General features: G+C 71.0%; 17 protein-coding genes and 1 tRNA gene. 10 read left to right on the forward strand and 8 right to left on the reverse strand.

Features of this window, described 5'->3' with window-relative positions; all coding sequences use genetic code 11:
- Positions 1-46: 46 nt before the first annotated feature.
- Positions 47-2179, forward strand: a complete 2133-nt coding sequence (locus tag IF01_RS49555; RefSeq protein WP_244215397.1) for a S8 family serine peptidase — start codon at positions 47-49, stop codon at positions 2177-2179.
- A gap of 102 nt (positions 2180-2281) precedes the next feature.
- Here the strand turns inward: IF01_RS49555 and IF01_RS0101520 are convergent, their stop codons facing one another.
- From IF01_RS0101520 to polA, 4 genes are all read right to left on the reverse strand, one after another.
- Positions 2282-3055 (reverse strand): GNAT family N-acetyltransferase, encoded by a 774-nt coding sequence (locus IF01_RS0101520; protein WP_030391360.1) that lies wholly within the window; start codon positions 3053-3055, stop codon positions 2282-2284.
- A gap of 107 nt (positions 3056-3162) precedes the next feature.
- Positions 3163-4293 carry a DUF3103 family protein gene (locus tag IF01_RS0101525; RefSeq protein WP_030391361.1) on the reverse strand — a complete coding sequence of 377 codons (1131 nt, stop codon included), beginning with the start codon at positions 4291-4293 and terminating at the stop codon, positions 3163-3165.
- Positions 4294-4577: 284 nt separating this feature from the next.
- Positions 4578-5264 (reverse strand): hypothetical protein, encoded by a 687-nt coding sequence (locus IF01_RS0101530; RefSeq protein WP_030391362.1) that lies wholly within the window; start codon positions 5262-5264, stop codon positions 4578-4580.
- Between the two features lie 88 nt (positions 5265-5352).
- The gene (gene polA / locus IF01_RS0101535) at positions 5353-8034 is read right to left on the reverse strand and encodes a DNA polymerase I (protein WP_078879570.1); all 2682 of its coding nucleotides are present in this window, start codon (positions 8032-8034) and stop codon (positions 5353-5355) included.
- Between the two features lie 419 nt (positions 8035-8453).
- Between polA and IF01_RS0101540 the strand changes: the two genes are divergently transcribed.
- From IF01_RS0101540 to IF01_RS0101565, 6 genes are all read left to right on the forward strand, one after another.
- Complete coding sequence (locus IF01_RS0101540) at positions 8454-8867, forward strand: PaaI family thioesterase (protein WP_045940274.1); 414 nt, start codon at positions 8454-8456, stop codon at positions 8865-8867.
- Between the two features lie 547 nt (positions 8868-9414).
- Positions 9415-10647, forward strand: a complete 1233-nt coding sequence (locus IF01_RS0101545) for a branched-chain amino acid ABC transporter substrate-binding protein (protein ID WP_030391365.1) — start codon at positions 9415-9417, stop codon at positions 10645-10647.
- 132 nt (positions 10648-10779) lie between these two features.
- Positions 10780-11709, forward strand: a complete 930-nt coding sequence (locus tag IF01_RS0101550; RefSeq protein WP_030391366.1) for a branched-chain amino acid ABC transporter permease — start codon at positions 10780-10782, stop codon at positions 11707-11709.
- A 5-nt stretch (positions 11710-11714) separates the two neighbouring features.
- Positions 11715-13652: a branched-chain amino acid ABC transporter permease gene (locus IF01_RS0101555; protein WP_063764116.1), complete on the forward strand. Its 1938-nt coding sequence runs from the start codon at positions 11715-11717 to the stop codon at positions 13650-13652.
- 7 nt (positions 13653-13659) lie between these two features.
- A complete protein-coding gene (locus IF01_RS0101560) occupies positions 13660-14505 on the forward strand; it encodes an ABC transporter ATP-binding protein (protein WP_030391368.1) in 846 nt (281 codons plus the stop codon).
- Positions 14502-15218, forward strand: coding sequence for an ABC transporter ATP-binding protein (locus IF01_RS0101565; protein WP_030391369.1), 717 nt, complete (start codon positions 14502-14504; stop codon positions 15216-15218). Before IF01_RS0101560 ends, IF01_RS0101565 begins: the two co-directional genes overlap by 4 nt.
- 69 nt (positions 15219-15287) lie before the next feature.
- Here the strand turns inward: IF01_RS0101565 and IF01_RS0101570 are convergent, their stop codons facing one another.
- Complete coding sequence (locus IF01_RS0101570) at positions 15288-15971, reverse strand: ANTAR domain-containing response regulator (RefSeq protein WP_051741984.1); 684 nt, start codon at positions 15969-15971, stop codon at positions 15288-15290.
- A 96-nt stretch (positions 15972-16067) separates the two neighbouring features.
- Between IF01_RS0101570 and IF01_RS0101575 the strand changes: the two genes are divergently transcribed.
- Positions 16068-16142 (forward strand) — tRNA-Leu (locus IF01_RS0101575).
- Positions 16143-16255: 113 nt separating this feature from the next.
- Positions 16256-17047 (forward strand): helix-turn-helix domain-containing protein, encoded by a 792-nt coding sequence (locus IF01_RS0101580; protein ID WP_030391371.1) that lies wholly within the window; start codon positions 16256-16258, stop codon positions 17045-17047.
- Positions 17048-17177: 130 nt separating this feature from the next.
- Here the strand turns inward: IF01_RS0101580 and IF01_RS0101585 are convergent, their stop codons facing one another.
- The 3 genes from IF01_RS0101585 to pyk form a co-directional block, all read right to left on the reverse strand.
- The gene (locus IF01_RS0101585) at positions 17178-17477 is read right to left on the reverse strand and encodes a helix-turn-helix domain-containing protein (RefSeq protein ID WP_030391372.1); all 300 of its coding nucleotides are present in this window, start codon (positions 17475-17477) and stop codon (positions 17178-17180) included.
- Between the two features lie 5 nt (positions 17478-17482).
- A complete protein-coding gene (locus IF01_RS41160; protein WP_208624274.1) occupies positions 17483-17785 on the reverse strand; it encodes a type II toxin-antitoxin system RelE/ParE family toxin in 303 nt (100 codons plus the stop codon).
- A gap of 136 nt (positions 17786-17921) precedes the next feature.
- Positions 17922-19352, reverse strand: coding sequence for a pyruvate kinase (gene pyk / locus IF01_RS0101595; protein WP_030391373.1), 1431 nt, complete (start codon positions 19350-19352; stop codon positions 17922-17924).
- A 274-nt stretch (positions 19353-19626) separates the two neighbouring features.
- Here pyk and IF01_RS0101600 point away from each other — a divergent pair, with 274 nt between their 5' ends.
- On the forward strand, positions 19627-20754 hold the full coding sequence (locus tag IF01_RS0101600; RefSeq protein ID WP_030391374.1) for a substrate-binding domain-containing protein: 1128 nt from the start codon (positions 19627-19629) through the stop codon (positions 20752-20754).
- The last annotated feature ends 24 nt before the right edge of the window (positions 20755-20778 follow it).

Below are 20778 nucleotides of genomic sequence, written 5' to 3' on the forward strand. Positions count from 1 at the left end.
CCCTCCGCCCCCGTCCCCGCCCCGTCCTTGGTCTATGGAGCAACGAGTGACCCCACGTACACGCAGCCTGGTCGTCGCCGCAGCGGCGGCCGCAGTGCTCACCGCGATACCGGTGGGCATCAGCCCCCTGTCCGAAGCAGCCCCCGCCCACGTCCCCGCCTCCGCCTCCGCCTCCGCCGAAGAGGCCGGACCGGTCGATCCCCCGCTGTTCGACAGCACCCGCAACGGCCGCACCGTCCGCGTCAACGTCGTCACCGACCGGCGGACCGACCTGGCCTCCGCCACCGACGCGGGCCCGACCCTCGTCTCGTACGACACCCTGCCGATGGTCACCCTCCGCGTGGGCCAGGAAGGCCTCCGGAAGCTGAACACCCGGCCGGGGGTCGTCAGCGTCACCGAGGACGTCCCGGTCCCGCCCACGCTGAACGAATCCACCGTCAAGATCGGCAGTGACCGGGCCTTCGCCGCCGGGAAGACGGGCGCCGGCACCGCCGTCGCGATCCTGGACACCGGCGTCGCCGTCGACCACCCGTTCCTCTCGGGCCGTGTGAAGACCCAGGCGTGCTTCTCCGTCAACGACGAGGCCGCCGGCGTCACCAGCCTGTGCCCCGACGGCTCCGCCCAGCAGGAGGGCGACGGCAGCGCCGACGCCGGCAGCGGCCCGTGCGCCTCCCTGGGCGCCGAGTGCTCCCACGGGACCCACGTCGCCGGAATCGCCGCCGGCAACGGCGCCGGCACCAGCGGGGCACCCGTACGTGGTGTCGCGCCCGGGGCGGACATCATCGCCGTCCAGGTGTTCTCCAGGTTCAGCTCCGACGAGGTCTGCTGGGTGACCGGGACGAACCCGTGCGTGCTCAGCTACACCAGCTCCCAGCTCAAGGGTCTGGAGAAGGTCCTCGCGCTGAAGCGAGCCGGGACGGACGTGGTCGCGGCCAACCTGAGCCTGGGCGCCGGTCACTGGACCGCGGCCTGCACCCGCGACCCCCTGGCGGCGGTCATCGACGCCCTGCGCGCCGCGGGCGTCGCCACGGTCGTCGCCGCCGGCAACAGCGGCGACCCCGATGCCGTCAGCTCTCCCGGCTGCGTCCCCTCCGCGATCACGGTGGGTGCGACCACCGACGACGACCAGCTCGCCGCCTTCTCCAACCGCGGAGCGCTGTTGGACCTCCTCGCCCCCGGCACGAGCATCGTCTCCTCCGTGCCCGGCGGCTACGCGTCGATGAACGGCACCTCCATGGCCGCCCCCCACGTCACCGGGGCCCTCGCCGTGCTGAGGCAGACCTACCCCGGCCTGAGCATCGACCAGCTCGAAGCGCTGCTCAAGAACGACGGCAAACCCATCGCCTACACCGGTGGCACCACACCGCGGATCCAGCTCGACCGGAGCGCGGTGCCCGCGGCACCCGGCGACATGACCGGCGACCGCAAGCCGGACCTGGTCGCGGTCGACGACACCGGCAAGCTGCGCCTCTACCCCGGCACCGGCACCGGCGGCCTCGGCCCGCACATCGTCATCGGCGCGGGCGGCTGGTCCGGGGCCTCCGTGACACACCGCGGCGACTGGACCGGTGACGGCAAGGAGGACATCGTCGCCCGGGTCGGCAGCCAGCTCCGTGTCTACCCGAACCTCGGCGACGGCACCCTCGGCGCGCCGATCCAGATCGCGAGCGGATTGCCCACCACCGCCCAGGTCGTGGCGGTCGGCGACACCGACCACGACGGGAAGCCGGACCTGGTGGTCCAGCACACCGACAAGCTCTTCCGCTACCCCGGTGCCGTCGTCGGCACCGCCCCGGCCGTCGGCGCCCCCGTCGTCATCGGGACCACGGGCTGGGACGTCATGGACCTGAGCGCCCCCGGCGACGCCGATCACGACGGCCGGGTCGACCTCCTCGCCCGCGACACCCGGGACGGCATCCTGTACCACTACATGGGCCAGCCCGACGGGAAGTCCTTCAGCTCCCGCACCGAGTACGGCCGCGGGTACACCACCACCTACCGGCCCCTGATCGCCGGCGCCGCCGACGCCGACCGGAACGGCACCGCCGACATGTGGGCCACCGCCGGTGACGGCACCCTGAGGTTCTATCAGGGCGGCACCTCGATCCACGGCCCGGTCGACGGCCCGAGCGTCCAGGTCGGCAACGGCGGCTGGGGCGCCATCAAGTCCATCGGCTGACCGGGCCGGTACGGGGGCCGGGCGCCGCCCACCGAGCGCGGGAAGTCGGCCGGGCCGACTTCCCGCGCCGCCCGGGCACCGGCGGGCCCCACGGCCCGACCGCTACGCGTCCGCCGCGGGAGTGGCCCACCAGGTCGACGGTGCCGCGACCGTGTACCCCAGGGACTCGTACAGCGGCCGGCCCAGCTTCGAGGCGGTGAGGGTGGCCGGGAGGTGCGCGACGTCGGCGAGGGCGCCGAGCATGACGGCCCGGCCGACGCCGCGGGAGCGGAAGGCGGAGGAGGTGGCGATCCAGTAGTGGCTGGCGATGCCGTCGGCCGCGACGCTCAGGCCGGCTCCGGCGACCGCGCCGTCGACGGAGGCGAGGAACACGTCCACGCCCGGGTGTTCGACCAGCGACGTCGGGAAGAGCTCGCCGGGGCGGTAGGGCTGGAAGCCGTCGAGGTCGAAAGCCTCGATCACGACCTGCTCGGCCGCCCGGAGGTCCTCGGACTGCCGCACCCGGGTCACGTCCAGGGCCGGGGCGGCGACGGGTCCGGGCAGGCGCAGCATGACCGGCATCTGCCAGGTGCGCATGCCCAGGTGGGCCAGGTCCGTCGAGCTGAACGGGTCCTCGATGGTCACCGGGCCCACCCTGCGGCGGGTCAGCTCGCTCAGCTCGGCCACTTCGCCCGGGTCGAGGTCGGGCTCCTGGATCAGGATCCGCTGACCCGCGCGCTCGTCGCCGTCGACGGCGACGAAGCCGCGGCGCCGGATCACCTCGTGTCCCCGGCTCACGCCGGTGGCGGCCCAGAAGGCGGCGGAGTTGCGGGCCTGCAGCGTCGGCGCCTCGGGCAGGGAGACGGGCCGGTCGGTCGAAGTGGATTCCATGGTCATCGTGCCCACGGTAGTACGAAACTGACTCCGTGACACGGGTCCGTCAACTGCGGGCCGGACCGGCGCAGTGCGGCGAAGCGCTGCGCCGGCCCGGCCCCGTGGGACGGTCAGAGCTGGCCGACCCAGTACGGCTCGACGGTCATCCAGCCGTTGCCGCGGGCGCCATTGAGGCGGCCGGTGCTGGTGCGGGCGAGGGTGTACCAGGACTCCACGTAGTCCGGGTCGTCGGTCCACCAGGAGGAGGGCAGCGCCGCGAGCACGGCGTTGACCAGCGGGATGTAGGCGCCCTGGTCGGCGATGGTGAGCAGAACGGCGGCGACGGCCTGGGCGAGGGCCAGGTAGTTGGTGTCGCCGTCGTCCTCCATCAGGACGACGTCGGCCAGGTTGTACTTGTAGTTCGACCAGTTCACCAGGATCTGGTTCGGGTAGTACACCGTGCCGTCGTACTGGAGGTACGGCATGGCGACGGAGTCGACCCGGACCTTGCCGTCCAGGCCGAAGCCGGAGACCAGGCTGAACATCTCGGCGGCGCCCTTGAACCAGGGCTCCTCGTCGTCGTTCACCTCGACCGAGGTGATCTTGGTGCCCCACCAGCCGGCGGCGGCCTGGGCGGACGGGGCCTGCGGGGCGGCCGGGGCGATCCCGCGGGCGGTCAGCTCCCGCTGGAGCAGGTCCATCCCGGCGGTCAGGGCCTTGGCCGTGTCGATGTCGACCAGGTAGACCGGGCGGGTGGGCAGGGTGGCGGCGTCCAGGCCGCGGGCCCGGCCGGCGGTGTCGTAGGCGCGGACGGTGCGGGCGTGCTCGTCGGTGCCGGCGGTCGCCACCAGCGGTGCGGCGCCGGCGTCCAGGGCGGCCCGCATCGACGGGTCGGCCAGCTGGACCCGCAGCAGCGGGCCGAGGTCGCCGAGGCCCTTCGCGGTGGCCACCGCCCGGTCCGCGCGGGCGGTCGTGGCGGCGAGCCCGCGGGCGGTGGCGCCGGACAGTCCGGCGGCCAGCGGGGTGAGTTCGGCGCCGGCGGGCGCGGCGGCGGTCGCCGTGCGCAGCCGCTCGCGCAGGGCGGGGTCGGCGAGGGAGGCGGCCAGGGTGCGGGCGACCTCGTCCTCGATCGCGGTCACCTTGGAGGCGGCGGCGGGGGCAGGAGCAGGGGCCGGGGCGGCCACGGCCTGGCCCGCGCCGAGCGCGAGCAGGGGCAGGGCCGTCAGCGCGACAACGGCGCGCCGCAGGCGGGACTGGGACATGAGGGGATCTCCAGACTCGTCGGGTGAGGCGTCGGAGCGGTGGAGCATCGGAACGGTGGAGCGGTGGAGCGGTGGAGCGGTGGAGCATCGGAACGGTGGAACGGTGGACCGGTGGACCGGTGGACCGGTGGAGCGTCGGAGCGGACGGTGCCGCGCCCACGACCGAGGGACACGATCAAGGACGGCGGCGCCATGACAAGTGAAGAGGCTCCCTGACCCGGTATCAACCCCCCGGGGCCACCGCCGACGGGAGTTTCCGCGCCGTTCGCCGGGCGCCGACGAGCTCACCCGCCGCCGGAGAACCCCCCGCCGGAGTTGGCCGAACCCGACCCGCCGTACACCCAGCCGCCGGCGGGCACCCGGGGCTCGGGGCGGACGCGACGCTCGGTGCGGCGCACGACGGCGACGCCGGCCGGACCGAGCAGGTCCTCCAGGGAGCGCTGGAGCGCGTCGGCGTCGGTGCCCTTCGGCGCGCTGCGCGGGCCCTCGCCGCCGGTCGAGGTCACCACCGTGACGGCGAGGGTGCGGACGGCCGGCGCGGGGTCGCCCTCGTAGGGCTCCTCCACGGACTCGTCCAACTGGATCCGTCGCAGGCCGGAGAGCGGAGCCCAGGCCCCGGCGCGGGCACCCCGGACGAACCGCAGTTCGGTCGGGGCCCCGGCCGGGGCGAACTGCACCCGGCGGACCGAGCTCAACTCGGCGACCGCGGCGAACGGCCACAGGAGCAGCACGGCGGCCGCCCACAGCGCGCCGCAGACGGTCACCGCGCCCACCAAGGTGGCGCCGACGATCACCGCGACCGCCACCACCAGGATCCCGGCGGGGAGGAAGACGACGCCCAGGGCGAGCAGCATGGCGAGGGCGCGCACCACCAGGAGCGCGGCGGCGGGCCAGGAGCCCCCGCCCGGCTCGAACACGAGGTCGACGGTGGCCCCGTCACGGCCGGGGCGGAGCACCTCATCGGCAGGCATACCCGCCAGGGTAGAACCGCTCCCCCGTGCCGGAAAGGCCCCGGGCACCGCCTCGAAAAAGCTTCGCCCGGGGCCTATTGACGCAGCGTCAGTGTGCAGCGACCTCCCAGTTGACGCCGACGCCGACCGAGACGTCCAGCGGGGCCCGCAGCGGGTAGGCGCCGGCCATCTGCTCGCGGACGACCGCCTCGACCGGCTCGCGCTCGCCCGGGGCCAGCTCCAGCACGATTTCGTCGTGCACCTGGAGCAGCATCCGGGAGGTGAGGCCCGCCGTGCGCAGCGCCTCGTCCACCCGCAGCATGGCGATCTTGACGATGTCGGCGGCCGAGCCCTGGATCGGGGCGTTGAGCGCCATCCGCTCGGCCATCTCGCGACGCTGGCGGTTGTCGCTGTTGAGGTCCGGCAGGTAGCGGCGGCGGCCGAGCAGGGTCTCGGTGTAGCCGGTGGCTCGGGCCTCCTCGACCACCCGGTGCAGGTAGTCGCGCACGCCGCCGAAGCGCTCGAAGTAGGTGTCCATCAGGCCCTGCGCCTCGGCCGGCTTGATGCCGAGCTGCTGGGAGAGCCCGTAGGCGGACAGGCCGTAGGCGAGGCCGTAGGACATCGCCTTGATCTTGCGGCGCATCTCGGCGTCGACGGAGCCGCCGGGGACCTCGAAGACCTGGGAGGCGACGGTGGTGTGGAGGTCCTCGCCGGTGGCGAAGGCCTCGATCAGCGCCTCGTCCTCGGAGAGGTGGGCCATGATCCGCAGCTCGATCTGCGAGTAGTCGGCGGTGAGCAGCGACTCGTAGCCCTCGCCGACCACGAAGGCCCGGCGGATCATCCGGCCCTCCTCGGTGCGGACCGGGATGTTCTGCAGGTTCGGGTCCTGCGAGGAGAGCCGGCCGGTGGCGGCGACCATCTGGTTGAAGGTGGTGTGGATCCGCCCGGCCGGGGAGACCGTCTTGAGCAGGCCCTCGACGGTGGTGCGCAGCTTGGCCTGGTCGCGGTGGCGCAGCAGGATCACCGGCAGCTCGTTGTCGGTCTGGGTGGCGAGCCAGGTGAGCGCGTCGGCGTCGGTGGTGTACCCGGTCTTGATCTTCTTGGTCTTGGGCAGCGCCAGCTCGCCGAAGAGGATCTCCTGGAGCTGCTTGGGCGAGCCGAGGTTGAACTCGTGGCCGGCGGCGGCGTGCGCCTCCTCGACCACGCGCTGGATCTCGGCGGCGAACTGCGCCTCCAGGCCGGTGAGCCAGTCGCGGTCGGCGGCGATGCCGGTGCGCTCCATCCGGGCGAGCAGCGCGGCGATCGGCAGCTCCATGTCGCGCAGCAGCCCGGTGGCGCCGACCTCGGCGAGCCGGGTGTCGAACAGCGCGGCGAGGTCGAGCACGGCGCGGGCCTGGAGCATCAGCGCCTGGGCGCCGGCGGTCGGGTCCTCCTCCGGGGCGTCGAAGGCGAGTTGGCCGGACTCGGCGGCCGGGGCCGGGGTGAGCGAGCGGGCCAGGTACTCCTCGGCGAGCACCTCCAGGGTGAAGGTGCGGCGGCCGGGCTTCTCCAGGTAGGCGGCGAGGGCGGTGTCGGCGACGACACCCTCGATGCTCCAGCCGCGCTCGGCGAAGGCCCGCATGACCTGCTTGGCGATGTGCAGGGCCTTGGGGGCGGCCGGGTCGGCCAGCCAGGCGGCGAAGGCGCGCTCGTCCTCCTCGGCGAGCAGCGCCGGGTCGAACCAGGCGGCCGTCTCTCCGGCGGCGAGCGCGACCTCGGAGACCTCGCCGGCGCCGAGCGCCCAGCGGTAGACGGCGGCCAGCGCGACCGGGGTCTTGTCCGCGGCGTGCTCGCGCAGCCAGGCGGCGAGGGTGCCCGGGTCGGTGAGGAGTTCGCCGTCGACCTCGACGCCGGGGGCGAGTTCGGCGGCCTCGGGCTCGGCGGCGGCCGGGTCGATGCCGTGGACGCGGTCGCGGAAGTTGGCGTTGCGGAACTCCAGCGTCTCCATGAGCGCGGTGACGGCCGGGCCGTCGAACGGCGCGCGGGCCAGGTCGGCCACGCCGAGCGGGAGTTCGACGTCCCGGACCAGCTCGGTCAGGACGCGGTTGCGCTTGACCGAGTCGAGGTGCTCGCGCAGCTTCTCGCCGATCTTGCCCTTGACCTCGTCGGCGCGGGCGACGAGTTCGTCGAAGGAGCCGAACTGGTTGACCCACTTGGCGGCGGTCTTCTCGCCGACGCCGGGGATGCCGGGCAGGTTGTCGGACGGGTCGCCGCGCAGGGCGGCGAGGTCGGGGTACTGGCGGGGGGTGACGCCGTACTTCTCGGCGACCTTCTCCGGGGTGTAGCGGGTCAGCTCGGAGACGCCCTTGGTCGGGTAGAGCACGGTGATGTGCTCGGTGACCAGCTGGAGCGAGTCGCGGTCGCCGGTGACGATGTCGACGTCGTAGCCGGCCGCCTCGGCGGCGGTGGCCAGGGTGGCGATGATGTCGTCCGCCTCGAAGCCCTCGGCGGTCAGCCGCGGTACGTGCATCGCGTCGAGCAGCTCGCCGATCAGCCCGATCTGGCTGCGGAACTCGTCCGGCGTCTTGGCCCGGTTGGCCTTGTAGTCGGGGAACTCGACCGAGCGGAAGGTCTGGCGGGAGAGGTCGAAGGCGACCGCGAGGTGGGTGGGCGCCTCGTCCCGGACGGTGTTGGCGAGCATCGAGGCGAAGCCGTACACCGCGTTGGTCGGCTGGCCGGTGGAGGTGTTGAAGTTCTCCACGGGCAGCGCGTAGAACGCCCGGTAGGCCATCGAGTGCCCGTCGAGCAGCATCAGGCGGGGCCGCGATCCGGCCCCGCCACCACCCGCCGCGCCCTTGTCCGTACTCTGCGTAGCCACGTCAACGTCCGTTCCTGCCGATTCCACTACCGGCCACCGATCCTAGGGCCCGCCACTGACAAAAGGGGCATGCCGGGGGCGGGCGCCCCTCGGGTGCGCTCGCGCCCCGGGCGCCACTCCGGTTTTCTTCCGCCACGGCCTCTACCGCCGAGTAGGACGGTCGTACGATCACAGGCAGCACGACGACGCGACCCCCGAGCGGCAGGAGCTCCCCCATGACCGACCCGGCCCCCGACACCGCCACCGACCCCGCCCCCGGCACCAGCACCGCCACCGGCACCGGTACGGGTACCGGCACCGACGCGGCCCCCGGCACCACCGGGATCTCCCCCCTGATCGACATCCCGCAGGAGATGCTGGACCACTTCGCCAAGCTCGGCGTCGACCCGGCCACCTTCTCCGGCGGCCGGCTGGGCGACAAGCTGGGCATCAGGATCGTCGAGGCCTCGGGCGACCGGGTGGTCGGCACCATGCCGGTGGACGGCAACCAGCAGCCGTACGGACTGCTGCACGGCGGCGCCTCGGCGGCACTGGCGGAGACGCTCGGCTCGGTCGGGGCGATGCTGCACGCCGGTCCGGGCCGGTACGCGGTGGGCGTGGACCTGAACGCGACCCACCACCGCTCGGCGACCTCCGGCCTGGTCACCGGCGTGGCGACCGCGGTGTTCAAGGGCCGCACCGCGGCCACCTACGAGATCGCGATCACCGACGACACCGGCAAGCGGGTCACCAGCTGCCGCCTCACCTGCATGCTGCGCGACCTCTGAGCCGATTCTCCGTCAAATCCCTTGCCCGCCCCCTTGTTTGACCTTCGACAACGTTGGGAAGTCGTTGGTCTGGACAAGGGGGCGGTGGCGTGTCCGGCCGTCCGCGGCGATGTAACCGTGCGTAACAACTAGGAAATCCGAGCAGCCGAGGACCCCGGGGGGTCGGATCCACCCGAAAACAGCGCCCGACGGCGCCCGACGTCCGATATTCGGACGCATACGCCCGACTCCAACGGCGCGGACACTCTCGTCCGGTAATCGGTGAGTTCAGGAGTCACCTGCCGTTCTACGCCTTACATGGCGCGAGTTGGCATGGAAATACTGGGGCCCGAGCGGACCGGTCGAGCCGGAACGACCACATGTTGAGACGACTTCTCCGTGTGCTCATAACAAGAGAATCACAGCCTCGCCGGAGCACTGCCAGAGCCGCCGAGCGCCATCTAGAGTCACGGCCAGTCACCGCGCCACCGGAATGGGCCAGGCCCACCGCGCATCCAGGCTCCCGCCGTTCAGGCGCGGCGCCCTCCTGAACCGAAGGGGACCCCCCGTGCGTCATCGTTCAGCAGTTGTCGTGAGCATTGCCGTCATCGGCGCCCTGAGCCTCACCGCGTGCGGCTCCCGCGACGACAAGAAGTCCGGGGACAGCGGCCAGGCCGGCGGTTCCACCACCGTCACCATCGGCGTCGACGCTCCCCTCACCGGCGACCTCTCCGCCCTCGGCCTCGGCATCCGCAACTCCGTCGAGCTCGCGGTCAAGCAGGCCAACGAGAAGAACGAGGTCCCCGGCGTCAAGTTCCAGATCAAGGGCCTCGACGACACCGGCAAGCCCGCCCCCGGCCAGCAGAACGCCACCCAGCTGGTCGGCGACAAGGACGTCATCGGCGTCGTCGGCCCGCTGAACTCCAGCGTCGCCCAGTCGATGCAGCAGATCTTCAACGACGCCAACCTCGTCCAGATCTCCCCCGCCAACACCGGCGTCGCCCTCAGCCAGGGCGAGAAGTGGGCCAGCGGCGTCAAGGCCCGCCCCTTCAAGAGCTACTTCCGCACCGCCACCACCGACGCCGTCCAGGGCCCGTTCGCCGCGGACTACCTGATCAAGGACGCCAAGAAGACCAAGGTCTTCCTCATCGACGACCAGAAGACCTACGGGGCCGGCCTCGCCGCCACCTTCAAGGGCCAATTCGTCAAGAACGGCGGCCAGATCATGGGCGAGGAGCACGTCAACCCCGACGACCGCGACTTCGCCGCCGTCGTCACCAAGGTCAAGTCCTCCGGCGCCGAGGCGGTCTACTACGGCGGCGAGTACCCCGCCGCCGGCCCGCTCTCGCTCCAGCTCAAGGACGCCGGCGTCAACATCCCGCTCATGGGCGGCGACGGCATCCAGAGCGGCGACTTCATCAAGCTCAACCCCAAGGGCCAGGGCGACCTCGCCACCGCCGTCGGCCTGCCCGTCGAGCAGCTGCCGACCGCCGCCAAGTTCATCGCCGACTACAAGGCGGCCGGCTACAAGGACGCCTACGAGACCTACGGCGGCTACTCCTACGACAGCGCCTGGGCCATCATCCAGGGCGTCAAGGCCGTCGTCGCCGCCAACAACGGCAAGCTGCCCGACAGCCCCCGCGCCAAGGTCGTCGAGGCCGTCCAGAAGGTCTCCTTCGAGGGCGTGACCGGCAAGGTCTCCTTCGACGAGTTCGGCGACACCACCAACAAGCAGCTCACCGTCTACACCGTCAAGGACGGCAAGTGGGCCGTGGAGAAGTCCGGCACCTTCAGCGGCTGACCCGCACCTGACCCGAAGTCAGGAGCGCCACAGAACGTCGGAACCACCGCGCGGGGGCGCCACGAGTGCCCCCGCGCGCACCCACATCCACCACCCACGCGGACACCCCACACGCACAACGGAGGCCCAGCGGTGCACGACCTACCGCAGCAGCTGGCCAACGGCCTGATCCTCGGCGCCCTCTACGGCCTCGTCGCGATCGGCTACACGATGGTCTACGGCATCGTCCAGCTCATCAACTTCGCCCACGGCGAGATCGTCATGGTCGGCGGCTTCGGCGCCCTGACCGCCTACCTCGCCCTCCCCGGCGGCACCACCCTGTGGCTGGCCCTCCCGCTGATGCTGATCGCCGGCATCCTGGTCTCCACCCTCACCGCCGTCGCCGCCGAGCGCTTCGCCTACCGGCCGCTGCGCTCCGCCCCCCGGCTCGCCCCGCTGATCACCGCCATCGGCCTGTCCATCGCCCTGCAGCAGCTGGTCTTCGCCTTCTACCCGGACGCCAAGAAGGCCCGGGTCTTCCCGAAGATCCCCGGCGACCCCTTCGAGATCGGCTCGGTCGCCATCCAGCGCAGCGACATCTTCCTGATCATCGCCGCCCCGCTCTGCATGCTCGCCCTCGGCTGGTTCGTCACCCGCACCCGCTCCGGCCGCGCCATGCAGGCGACCAGCCAGGACCCGGACACCGCCAAGCTGATGGGCATCGACACCGACCGGATCATCGTGATGGCCTTCGCCATCGGTGCCGCCTTCGCCGCCGTCGCCGCCGTCGCCTACGGCCTGCGCAGCGGCCAGGTCGACTTCCGGATGGGCTTCCTGCTCGGCCTCAAGGCCTTCACCGCCGCCGTCCTCGGCGGCATCGGCAACATCTACGGGGCCATGCTCGGCGGCATCACCCTCGGCCTCGCCGAGGCCCTCGCCACCGGCTACATCCAGCACCTGCCCGGCATGCACCTCTTCGGAGGCGGCGCCTGGAAGGACGTCTGGGCCTTCGTACTCCTCATCGTCGTCCTGCTCGTCCGGCCCCAGGGGCTGCTGGGCGAGCGCGTCGCGGACAGGGCGTGAGCACCATGACCACCAGCACCACCGAGACCACCCCGGTCATCGCCCTCCCCGGCCGCACCGCCGCCCTCCTCACCGGCCTCGGCGCCGCCGCCACCGCCGGCTCCGCCCTGATGCCCTGGACCTGGACCTCCGAGTACCCCGGCGACCTGACCTTCTACGGCTCCCCGGCCGGCCTCCAATGGCTCGCCCTCACCGCCGGACTGGTCACCCTCGTCCTCCTCCTCGCCACCCAGGGCGTCCCCGGCCTGCGCTGGGCCGCCCCCCGCCGCAGCAGCAACGCCGTCCTGCTCGCCGCCGCCGGCGCCGTCGCCGTCGGCTGGTTCTCGGTGATCTCCATCGCCACCGACCTCGGCGGCCTCGCCCACCTGGAGCCCGGCGGCTGGGTCCTCGCCGCCGGCTCCCTGCTCGCCCTGGCCGGCTCGCTCGGCCTCCCGCTCGACCGGCGCACCGCCGTCCCGCTGCGCATCCTCGACCGCCGCCTGTTCCTGCTCGTCCCGATCGCCCCCGTGGTCTGGTTCGCCACCCACGCCGTCCCCGAGGACAAGCCGGTCGCCCCGGTGCTCACCGCCCTCGCCGGCGGCCTCGCCATCGCCACCGGCGGCGTCCTGCTGGTCCAGCTCGGCCACGCCGCCAACAGCTGGCTGCGCCTCGGCACCGTCAACCGGCCGCTCCCCGCACCGCGCGCCCTGCCCTCCTGGGTCGAGGTCGCGCTGATCGTGGTCGCCTTCGCCATCGGCCTGTTCGCCATCACCTTCGGCATCGACACCGAGTACGGCGAACTCTTCACCGGCTACCTGCTGCTGGCCGCCTCCGTGGTCGCCTCGCTCGGCCGCTCCGGCCTGCTGCCCCGACTGCGCGCCCTGACCGTCAAGTACCAGACCGTCACCACCGGCGCCGCGTTCGCCGCCGCCGCCAGCTTCCCCTTCACCCAGACCAGCGACCAGTACACCTCGGTCGCCACCAACATCCTGATCTTCGCCACCGTCGCCCTCGGCCTGAACATCGTCGTCGGCCTGGCCGGCCTGCTCGACCTCGGCTACGTCGCCTTCCTCGGCGTCGGCGCCTACAGCGCCGCCCTGGTCTCCGGCTCCCCCGCCTCGCCGATCCACGTCCAGTTCCCGTTCTGGGGCGCCGTACTCACCGGCGCCGTGGTCTCCATGGTCTTCGGCGTCGTCATCGGCGCCCCGACCCTGCGACTGCGCGGCGACTACCTCGCCATCGTCACCCTCGGCTTCGGCGAGATCTTCCGCATCACCATGCTCAACCTCAACGGCACCACCGGCCCGAAGATCACCAACGGCTCCAACGGCATCCCCCGGATCCCCGACCTGGAGATCCTCGGCTGGAACCTCGGCAAGCCCACCACGATCTTCGGCTTCGAGCTCGGCCGGTTCTCCAACTACTACCTGCTGATGCTCCTCGTCACCGCCGTCGTCGTCCTGGTCTTCGCCCGGGTCGGCAACTCCCGCATCGGCCGCGCCTGGGTCGCCATCCGCGAGGACGAGACCGCCGCCGAGGCCATGGGCATCAACGGCTTCCGCCTCAAGCTCCTCGCCTTCGCCCTCGGCGCCTGCCTGGCCGGCCTGGCCGGCACCGTCCAGGCCCACGTCAGCTACACCGTCACCCCCGACCAGTACACCTTCGCCGAGGCCCTCCCGCCCAACTCCGCCTTCCTGCTCGCCGCCGTCATCCTCGGCGGCATGGGCACCATCAGCGGCCCGCTGGCCGGCGCCACCCTGCTCTTCCTCATCCCGAAGAAGCTCGAGTTCCTCGCCGACTACCAGCTGCTCGCCTTCGGCATCGCCCTCATCGTCCTCATGCGGGTGCGCCCCGAGGGCCTCATCCCGAACCGGCGCCGCCAGCTCGAATTCCACGAGGCCGACGCCGACATCCCGGCGCAGGCCACCGGCGACACCGTCGCCCTCTCCAAGGCAGGGGCGTGACCCTCAGATGACCACCACCGACGCCCCCGCCCCCACCCCGGCACCGGCACCGGCCCCCGCCGAGACCCTGCTCGACGTCTCCGGCGTGACCATGCGGTTCGGCGGCCTCACCGCCGTCAACAACGTCTCGCTCACCGTCGGCCGCGGCGAGATCATCGGTCTCATCGGCCCCAACGGCGCCGGCAAGACCACCTTCTTCAACTGCCTCACCGGCCTCTACGTCCCCACCGAGGGCACCGTCACCTACCAGGGCACGGTCCTGCCCCCCAAACCCCACCTCGTAACCCAGGCCGGCATCGCCCGCACCTTCCAGAACATCCGGCTCTTCGCCAACATGACCGTCCTGGAGAACGTCCAGGTCGGCCGACACAGCCGGATGCACCAGGGCCTGCTCTCCGCCGTCCTGCGCGGCCCCGGCTACCGCCGCTCCGAACAGGAGAGCCGCGACCGGGCCATGGAACTCCTCGAGTTCACCGGCCTCGCCGGCAAGGCCGAGCACCTCGCCCGCAACCTCCCCTACGGCGAGCAGCGCAAGCTCGAGATCGCCCGCGCCCTCGCCTCCGACCCCGGCCTGCTGCTCCTCGACGAGCCCACCGCCGGCATGAACCCGCAGGAGACCCGAGCCGCCGAGGAACTCGTCTTCGCCATCCGCGACCGGGGCGTCTCCGTCCTCGTCATCGAGCACGACATGCGCTTCATCTTCAACCTCTGCGACCGCACCGCCGTGCTGGTCCAGGGCCAGAAGATCGTCGAGGGCGACCGCGAGACGGTCCAGAACGACGAACGCGTCATCACCGCCTACCTCGGCGCCCCGCTCGAAGGCACCGCCCCCGTTACGGAGACCGACCAGTGACCGCACTCCTCGAAGTCCAGGACCTCCGCGTCTCCTACGGCAAGATCGAAGCCGTCAAGGGCATCAGCTTCACCGTCAACCAGGGCGAGGTCACCACCCTGATCGGCACCAACGGCGCCGGCAAGACCACCACCCTGCGCACCCTGTCCGGCCTGCTCAAGCCCACCGCCGGCACCATCACCTTCGACGGACAGGCCCTCTCCACCGTCCCCGCCCACAAGATCGTCGCCCTGGGCCTGGCCCACTCCCCCGAGGGCCGGCACATCTTCCCGCGCATGACCATCGAGGAGAACCTCCTCCTCGGCGCCTTCCTGCGCAACGACACCGACGGCATCACCAAGGACGTCGAACGGGCCTACGGCCTCTTCCCCATCCTCGGCGAACGCCGCAAGCAGGCCGCCGGCACGCTCTCCGGCGGCGAGCAGCAGATGCTCGCCATGGGACGCGCCCTGATGTCCCGGCCCAAACTGCTGATGCTCGACGAGCCCTCCATGGGCCTCTCGCCGCTGATGATGCAGAAGATCATGGCGACCATCGTCGAACTCAGGGCCGACGGCACGACCATCCTGCTGGTCGAGCAGAACGCCCAGGCGGCGCTCTCGCTCTCCGACCGGGGCTACGTCATGGAGACCGGCAGCATCGTCCTCCAGGGCACCGGCGCCGACCTCCTGCACGACGAGTCGGTCCGCAAGGCCTACCTCGGCGAGGACTGACCTCCCCGCAGCACGGAACGCAGGAGGGCCCGGCGCGTCACGCGCCGGGCCCTCCCGCATGTCCCGCTGCTACTGCTCCGGGGTCTCCGTGGCGGTACCCGCGGCCGGGGGCTCCTCGGCCTTCTTCCGGTCCTGCGCCGCGCCCTCCTCGATGACCGCCTCGGCCACCGCCGCCATCGTCATCCGGCGGTCCATCGAGGTCTTCTGGATCCACCGGAACGCGGCCGGCTCGTTCAGCCCGAACTTGGTCTGGAGCACGCTCTTCGCCCGGTCCACCAGCTTCCGGGTCTCCAGCCGCTGGGTGAGATCCGCGATCTCCTCCTCCAGCGTCCGCATCTCCGTGTACCGGGACACCGCCATCTCGATCGCCGGCACCAGGTCGCTCTTCGAGAACGGCTTGACGATGTACGCCATCGCCCCGGCGTCCCGCGCCCGGTCCACCAGCTCGCGCTGCGAGAACGCGGTCAGCATCAGCACCGGCGCCAGGTGCGCCTCGTGGATCTGCTCGGCCGCGGACAGCCCGTCCAGCACCGGCATCTTCACGTCCAGGATCGCCAGGTCCGGCTTCAGCTCCTGGACCAGCCGGACCGCCGTGGCCCCGTCCCCGGCCTCGCCGACGACGGTGTACCCCTCCTCCTCCAGCATCTCCTTCAGATCGAGGCGGATCAGCGCCTCGTCCTCGGCGATCACAATCCTGGTGATCTGGGGCGAATCGGTCTCAAGCGGCTCTGCCTGCTCGTCGGCGGTGCTCACGGGGCTCCTCGTTCCGGCGGGGTACTGCATGCACGAGGGTACCTAGACACGGTATGTTTGAGACATGACGCGAAGGCAACCACCTTCGAATCATAGGCCCCGATAGCCCAATCGGCAGCAGGCGATGGTCTCAAACACCATACAGTGTGGGTTCGAATCCCACTCGGGGCACTTTTCCTTCGAATCGAAGGAAGTCGGATCCAGCACAACGATTATGGCCGCTCACTCGTTCGAGTGAGCGGCCATTCATTTGCCCGACAGTCCCGCGATGACACCCCAGGATCGTGCGCATGTACGAACCATCCGTGCGCGAGCAAGCTGTCCAGCTCCTGCGCAGCGGCGTCGGGACTGCGGAGACCGCTCGCCGCCTGGGCGCCCCGCGCGGCACCGTCTCCTGGTGGAAGCACCAGGACCTCGCGAAACACGGCCAACTGCCCGGCCGCAAACAGTCCACCTGCATGCACTGCTTCGGGGATGATCTGAACAGATCGGCCTATTCCTACCTGCTCGGGCTCTACCTGGGCGACGGCCACATCAGCCACCCCGCGCAACACAGGATCCCCAGCCTGTTCATCACCTGCGACGACAAGTGGCCCGGGGTCATGAACTCCGTCGAATCAGCCGTACGGCAGGTCTTCCCGACCCTCAAGCCCTGCCGCGTACGAAGGCCCGGCTGCCACAACGTCAAGGTGTACTCGAAGCACCTGACGTGCTACTTCCCCCAGCACGGGCCCGGCAAGAAGCACGAGCGCACCATAGCCCTGCAGCCGTGGCAGCAGGAGATCGTCGATGCCCATCCCTGGGAGTTCCTGCGCGGGCTGATCCACTCCGACGGCTGCCGGATCACCAACTGGACGACCCGCAAGGTCGGCGGTGTCGAGAAGCGGTACGAGTACCCGCGCTACTTCTTCACCAACACCTCGACCGACATCGTCCGCCTCCTCACCGACACCCTCGACGCGGTCGGCGTGCAGTGGAAGGCCTCGACCCCCCGCCCGACCGGCCAGATCAACGTCTCCATAGCCCGCAAGGCCTGCGTCGCCCTGATGGACGCCCACATCGACCCGAAGCACTGACGCCGGTGCGGCTCCGCCCGGGGCGGAGCCTCACCGGGGCGGTCAGTTGTCCAGGGCGCCCACGTGGTGGACGCGGACGAGGCTGGTGGAGCCGCCGGTGACGACGACGTCGGAGCATCTCCGCGAGCGGTCAGCTCGCCCGGTCCAAAGGCTCCAACTCCACGGTGAGACGCATAACGAGAGCCGAGGCGAGCCGCTCGAGAACAACAATGGTGGGCATCGTGCCACCGGTCTCGAATCGGGCAATGGCGGACTGCTGCATGCCGCACGCCGCCGCGAGTTGGGCCTGCGTCATTCCGAGTGCCTCCCGGCGGAGCCGGACGGCCTCGCCGAGCTCGAACCGAATACGAGTCGCTTCGTAGGCCGCACCCGCACCCGGTCGGCCCAGGATCTCCTCACGCATGGCACGCCAGGACGTCCGGTCGCTCATTCCGCTCACCCCTCCTCGTCGACGGAGTGTCGCTCCGCCACACAGCGCGCCAGTGCCCGCCGGGCCCGGTCGACCTCGGCGGTCTCCCGCATCCGGGTCTTACGGAACACCGTGAGCAGAATGATCCTCCTGCCCGGTGCGATCCAGTAGGTGACCCGCATGTCGAGCTCAACCAGATGGAAGCGCAGTTCGCGGAGCTTGCCGTCCAATTGCCTGCTGTAGGGCTCACCGAGCAACGGGCCGCGGTCGGCGAGCAGGTCAACGTAGAAGGCCACGATTTCCTGCGCGTCCTGGCCGAGCCGGAGGATCCAGTTCCACTTCTCCCCATGTCATAACACGGATGTTATGAAGGCGCCAGCGGTCCGCCACGCCGCCCGAGGCACGAGGAGGGCGACATTCCCCGATACGGGGGATGTCGCCCTCGCACGAATGATCCGGGTTCGGTCAGTTGTCCAGGGCGCCCACGTGGTGGACGCGGACGAGGTTGGTGGAGCCGGCGAGGCCGGGCGGGGAGCCGGCGGTGATGACGACGATGTCGCCCTTCTCGCAGCGGCCCAGGGAGAGCAGGGCGGCGTCGACCTGCTCGACCATCTCGTCGGTGGTGGGCGCGAACGGGCCGAGGAAGGTCTCCACGCCCCAGGTGAGCGCCAACTGGCTGCGCACCGCGGGTTCGTAGGTGAAGGCCAGCACCGGGATCGGCGAGCGGTAGCGGGTCAGCCGGCGGGCGGTGTCGCCGGACTGGGTGAAGGCGATCAGGTACTTGGCGTGCAGGAAGTCGCCGATCTCCGCGGCCGCCCGGGCGACCGCGCCGCCCTGGGTGCGGGGCTTGTTGCTGGGGGTGAGGACGGGCAGGCCGTCGGCGAGGACGTCCTGTTCGGCGGCCTCGATGATCCGGCCCATGGTGCGGACCGTCTCGGACGGGTACTTGCCGACCGAGGTCTCGCCGGAGAGCATCACCGCGTCCGTGCCGTCGAGGACGGCGTTGGCGACGTCGGAGGCCTCGGCGCGGGTGGGCCGCGAGGAGTTGATCATCGAGTCGAGCATCTGGGTCGCGACGATGACCGGCTTGGCGTTCCGCCGGGCGAGCTTGACCGCCCGCTTCTGCACCATCGGCACCTGCTCCAGCGGCATCTCCACGCCCAGGTCGCCGCGGGCGACCATGATGCCGTCGAAGCGGTCGACGATGGAGTCGAGGTTCTGCACCGCCTGCGGCTTCTCGATCTTGGCGATGACCGGGACCCGGCGCCCCTCCTCGTCCATCACCCGGTGGACGTCCTCGACGTCCCGGCCGCTGCGGACGAAGGAGAGCGCGATCAGGTCGGCCCCGGTCCGCAGGGCCCAGCGCAGGTCGGCGACGTCCTTGTCGCTGAGCGCGGGCACCGAGACGGCGATCCCGGGGAGGTTGAGGCCCTTGTGGTCGGAGACGAGCCCGCCCTCGACGACGAGGCAGCGGACCCGGGGCCCGTCGACCTCGACGACCTCCAGGGTGACCCGCCCGTCGTCGACGAGGATCCGCTCACCGGCGGTGACGTCCCCCGCCAGGCCGGGGTAGGTGGTGCCGCAGCCGTTCTGGTCCCCTTCGACGCCCTTGTCGGTGGAGATGGTGAACTCGTCGCCGCGTTCGAGAAGTACGGGGCCCTCGGCGAAGGTCCCGAGGCGGATCTTCGGGCCTTGAAGGTCGGCGAGCACGCCGATGCTGCGGCCGCTCTCGTCCGCGGCCTTGCGGACCCGGCGGTACCGCTCCTCGTGCTCGATGTGGGAGCCGTGGCTCAGGTTGAATCGGGCGATGTCCATCCCGGCGTCGACCAGGGACTTGATCTGGTCGTAGGTGTCGGTGGCGGGCCCGAGGGTACAGACGATTTTTGCTCGGCGCATAGTGCTGAGAGTAGGCATTACCGGCGCGTAACGTCGATGCCGGTCCGGACAACGGGATGGCCGTTGCCGTAAGGAGAGTTGAACAATCTGACACAACGTCGGACCGGAGTGCGAGAGGTTCCCGGAAGTCCGTCCGCACTCGATCCCCGATGCGATTCCGTGAAGGGCTGTTCACCCCTGGTTCACCAGGACTTCCGCCCCTGCTCCCGGCCCGGCGGGACGCTCGTCACCCGGGTGGGGAGAGAACGTTGTGACGAGGGGGGAAGCTTCCGGAATGAAGCGCGTGATCGGAGTACTGACGGTACTTCTGGTGCTCGGGGGGCTGGTGTTCGCGGTCGTGAACAGAAAGCCGGGCCCCAAGCCCGGTCCGAACGACATCACCCTCACCGGCATGGTCGGCTCGGAGAAGGGCGCGTTCTTCGACGACCAGCAGGTCAAGGACGCCTTGAAGGCCCGAGGGCTGGTGGTGAACACCCAGAGCGCCGGCTCCTGGCAGATGGGCGATCTCAAGAACGACAACCTGGACTTCGTCTTCCCGGCGAGCCAGCAGCCCGCCGAGGCGATCAAGGCGGACCACAATCTGAAGAGCACCCCGACCCGGCCGTTCTACTCACCGCTGGTGATCGTCACGTACAAGTCGACCGCCGAGGTACTGAGGCAGAACAACCTGGCGTCCCAGGACGAGACGAGCCACGTCTGGAAGTTCTCGATGAAGGGCTTCCTCGACGGCGTCGAGAACAAGACGACCTGGCAGAAGCTCCCGAATCCGCCCGCGAACGAGAAGCCGGGCGACCTCGTCGGGTCCATCTTCCTGACCACCACCAACCCCGAGACGTCCTCCTCGGGCGCCCTGTACCTCGCCATGGTGTCCTACCTGCTGAACGCCAACCAGGTGATCCCGGCACCGGCGGGGGTGACGCAGCAGATCGGCGAAAAACTGCAGGCGGTCATCTCCCCGCAGGGGGTCATGAAGAACTCCACCGAGGAACCGTTCATGGACTTCGTGTCCGGCAACGGCCGCCCGCTGGTGCTGGCGTACGAGTCCCAGGCGCTCGAACTGGTCCTGAAGAAGAAGGCCCCGGCGGACATGGTGATGCTCTACCCGGACACCACCGTGGTCTCCGACCACACGATCGTCGCCTTCAACGACAAGGGCCAGCGGCTCGCCGACGCGCTGGCCGACGACCCGGCGCTGCGCGAACTGGAGATCAAGTACGGCTTCCGGCCGTCGGGCGCGGCGGGAGCGGCGGCGTTCGCCGCCAAGGTCCACGAAACGCAGAGCAGCATCCCGGAGGCGCGGTTCGCGTTCGCACCCGACCTGGGTGTCGCGAAGGTCTCGCAGGCCACGGTGCCGACCCCGGCGGTCATGAAGCAGCTGGTCGACGCCGCGAAGGCCAAGTGATGGGGGACATGAGGACAGGAGCGA

The organism is Kitasatospora purpeofusca, assembly GCF_000718025.1.
GTDB classification, from domain to species: Bacteria; Actinomycetota; Actinomycetes; order Streptomycetales; family Streptomycetaceae; genus Kitasatospora; species Kitasatospora purpeofusca.

What these genes read in the sequence shown, in the direction of transcription:
- IF01_RS0101520 (WP_030391360.1), bottom strand. Translation starts at nt 3,055, where the DNA reads ATGACCATGGAATCCACTTCGACCGACCGGCCCGTCTCCCTGCCCGAG.
- IF01_RS0101525 (WP_030391361.1), bottom strand. Translation starts at nt 4,293, where the DNA reads ATGTCCCAGTCCCGCCTGCGGCGCGCCGTTGTCGCGCTGACGGCCCTG.
- IF01_RS0101530 (WP_030391362.1), bottom strand. Translation starts at nt 5,264, where the DNA reads ATGCCTGCCGATGAGGTGCTCCGCCCCGGCCGTGACGGGGCCACCGTC.
- polA (WP_078879570.1), bottom strand. Translation starts at nt 8,034, where the DNA reads ATGCTGCTCGACGGGCACTCGATGGCCTACCGGGCGTTCTACGCGCTG.
- IF01_RS0101540 (WP_045940274.1), top strand. Translation starts at nt 8,454, where the DNA reads ATGCTGGACCACTTCGCCAAGCTCGGCGTCGACCCGGCCACCTTCTCC.
- IF01_RS0101555 (WP_063764116.1), top strand. Translation starts at nt 11,715, where the DNA reads ATGACCACCAGCACCACCGAGACCACCCCGGTCATCGCCCTCCCCGGC.
- IF01_RS0101560 (WP_030391368.1), top strand. Translation starts at nt 13,660, where the DNA reads ATGACCACCACCGACGCCCCCGCCCCCACCCCGGCACCGGCACCGGCC.
- IF01_RS0101585 (WP_030391372.1), bottom strand. Translation starts at nt 17,477, where the DNA reads ATGAGCGACCGGACGTCCTGGCGTGCCATGCGTGAGGAGATCCTGGGC.
- pyk (WP_030391373.1), bottom strand. Translation starts at nt 19,352, where the DNA reads ATGCGCCGAGCAAAAATCGTCTGTACCCTCGGGCCCGCCACCGACACC.
- IF01_RS0101600 (WP_030391374.1), top strand. Translation starts at nt 19,627, where the DNA reads ATGAAGCGCGTGATCGGAGTACTGACGGTACTTCTGGTGCTCGGGGGG.